We start from the raw sequence: 2,978 nt of genomic DNA on the forward strand, positions 1-2,978 counted from the left end.
CCCCAGCTGAACCCGACATAGGTTCAACGATTACGGCGGCAATATTCTCGGCACCATGAAGGGTAACAAGCTGTTCTAATATCTCGGCTTTTTCAGCGCCAAAGTGCGAGAGTCCACGGGTAAATGCCGCATTTGGGATATCTAAGGTGTGGGGTAAGTGATCGACGCCTTGCAGTAATTGGCCGCTAAATGCCTTGCGGTTATTGCTTAACCCACCCACAGAGATGCCGCCAAAGCCGACACCGTGGTAACCCATTTCGCGCCCAATAAAGCGAGTGCGTGAGGCTTGACCGTTGGCTCTGTGATAGCAAAGTGCCATCTTAAGTGCTGTATCGACGGACTCAGAACCTGAGTTAGTAAAGAAGACTTTGTTTAATCCTTCAGGACTTAGCTCGACTAAGCGCTCGGCAAGTTCAAAGGCGATAGGGTGACCCATTTGGAAGGAGGGCGCGTAGTCCATCTCTTTAATTTGTTTGCTGACCGCTTCGCTGATTTCTTTGCGACCATGGCCTGCGTTACAACACCATAAACCGGCGGTAGCATCTAATACCTTATTGCCATCAATATCCGTGTAATACATGCCTTCCGCTTTGGTGAGTAACCGCGGGTTGGCTTTGAATTGGCGGTTGGCGGTAAAAGGCATCCAGAAATGTTCAAGTGAGGGATGCTCAGTTGAAGATTGATGTGAAGCATCACTTGAGGAATTGAGCGGCAAATCGGCCATAGTGTCTACCTTGTCCTGTATTTTCAGGTCTTGTTTTAGGGTGGCTAATATTTGCTATGCTATGTTAGAAATAATGAACATGGAAGAGCTGTGTGCAGTTATTTGTGGCAAAAAAGCTATTTTTGTAAAAAATATTGAATTTTATTGCTCAAACAGCGTAATCTGAAGCTCGGATTACGACTGTGATGATGTGTAGCATTTGCGCTAATGTCGTCACTGGTCACTATTTCTTGTCGATGAACGATAAACCACACCTATGCGAACTATTAAGAGGTCATCATGAGCACACCGAAGAAACGCAGCGAATGGGAAAGTCTTGCTGCCAGCCTGTCTATTAATGGGAAGGCGTTTATCAATGGCGAATACCAAGATGCCGTTTCGGGTAACACCTTTGATTGTATTAGCCCTATCGATGGCCGCTTGCTGGTAAAAGTGGCGAGTTGCGATCTTGCGGATGCCAATCTTGCGGTTGCCAATGGCCGCAGCGTATTCGATTCCGGTGTTTGGTCGCAGCAGTCTCCAGTAAAGCGCAAACAAGTGATGATACGTTTCGCCGAATTACTCGAAGAAAATGCCAATGAACTCGCATTGTTAGAAACCCTCGACATGGGTAAACCCATTCGTTTCTCTAAAGCGGTGGATGTGGCGGGCGCCGCCCGTGCGATTCGCTGGTCTGGCGAAGCGATTGATAAAATTTACGATGAACTCGCACCAACCGCTCACAATGAAATAGGCATGATCACCCGTGAACCAGTCGGTGTTGTCGCTGCGATTGTGCCGTGGAACTTCCCTATGCTGATGGCGTGTTGGAAGCTCGGGCCTGCACTTGCAACGGGTAACAGTGTGGTATTAAAACCCTCTGAAAAGTCACCCTTAACGGCTATCCGTATGGCGCAACTCGCCATTGAAGCCGGGATCCCACAAGGCGTATTAAACGTGTTGCCAGGATTTGGCCATACCGTAGGTAAAGCCTTAGCCCTGCATATGGATGTGGATACGTTGGTGTTTACGGGGTCCACCAAAATCGCAAAACAATTAATGATTTACGCTGGCGAGTCGAACATGAAACGCGTGTGGTTAGAGGCCGGAGGCAAGAGCCCTAATATCGTCTTTAATGATGCGCCAGATCTGAAAGCCGCTGCCGTTGCTGCAGCCGAAGCCATTGCTTTTAACCAAGGTGAAGTCTGCACTGCAGGTTCACGTTTGCTGGTGGAATCAGGGGTGAAAGATGAGCTTATCGCGCTTATTGCAGAGGAGCTAGCCTCGTGGCATCCGGGTCATCCACTCGACCCTGCGACGGTGAGCGGCGCCGTTGTTGATAAACAACAGTTAGACACAGTACTCAGTTACATCAAATCAGGTAAAGATGAAGGCGCGACCTTAGTCCACGGTGGCAGCCAAGTTATGGCCGATACGGGCGGTGTGTATGTGCAGCCAACGGTATTTTCTAACGTAAACAATCAGATGAAAATTGCCAGTGAAGAGATCTTTGGCCCAGTGTTATCTGTTATTGAATTTAATGGCATGGAAGAAGCGATATCAATCGCCAACGATACTATTTACGGTTTAGCCGCTGGCGTGTGGACATCGAATATTAGCAAGGCCCATAAAACCGCCAAAGCCCTGCGCGCTGGCATGGTGTGGATCAACCATTACGATGGCGGCGATATGACAGCGCCGTTCGGTGGCTATAAACAGTCAGGTAATGGCCGAGATAAATCTCTGCACTCCTTCGACAAATACACAGAACTGAAAGCGACTTGGATCGTGCTATAAACGCTCTGTTTTTATAGCCGCTCTTTTTTGTCTATATAAGAGAAGGAGCCACTTTCGCTCAATACTAAAACCTCTTTTCATATTACATGGAAAAAGGTTTTTTATTTTTAGGGCGGCTTATCCCAAAGCAAGACAGTTGAGTTGCGTGCATTACGCATTAATTGCCATTGTTTCCCCAGTGCGACGCCGTCTTTAGATTTAAAAAGAAGAATCCCTATTGGCTCGACGGCGACATCTACAGCACACGGAAGTGTATATGCCGTGTTCACAGGGATGTGAAAAAGCGGCCATGTCGCTAACGGTCACTGTTACAACAATGCCAATCCTTTACTAACCCTATCGCTGTTCGTTCAGCTAAAAAAGCTATTGCCCCAAAGTGTGTTTCGTATTTTGAATGCTTTAATCAAAATCAAAGTCGTGGGGCTTCACCCCACACCCGACCAAGGAGGACTGCTCGTCCTATCCTCCTTGGATGCTC

At 47.8% G+C, this 2,978-nt stretch carries 2 protein-coding genes; one reads left to right on the plus strand and one right to left on the minus strand.

Annotated elements, in window-relative coordinates; translation table 11 throughout:
- Positions 1 to 724: aminotransferase class III-fold pyridoxal phosphate-dependent enzyme (locus BM607_RS21535; protein ID WP_140393439.1), on the minus strand; the 724-nt coding region annotated here is incomplete at its 3' end.
- Positions 725 to 1,003: 279 nt separating this feature from the next.
- On the opposite strand from BM607_RS21535, the gene BM607_RS21540 reads away from it, so the two are divergent.
- Positions 1,004 to 2,500, plus strand: a complete 1,497-nt coding sequence (locus BM607_RS21540; RefSeq protein WP_071939240.1) for an aldehyde dehydrogenase — start codon at positions 1,004 to 1,006, stop codon at positions 2,498 to 2,500.
- The last annotated feature ends 478 nt before the right edge of the window (positions 2,501 to 2,978 follow it).

Source organism: Shewanella sp. SACH (assembly GCF_001887095.2).
GTDB classification, from domain to species: Bacteria; Pseudomonadota; Gammaproteobacteria; order Enterobacterales; family Shewanellaceae; genus Shewanella; species Shewanella baltica.

Excerpts from the sequence above, each read along its gene's own strand:
- BM607_RS21540 (WP_071939240.1), top strand. The coding sequence starts at position 1,004 with ATGAGCACACCGAAGAAACGCAGCGAATGGGAAAGTCTTGCTGCCAGC.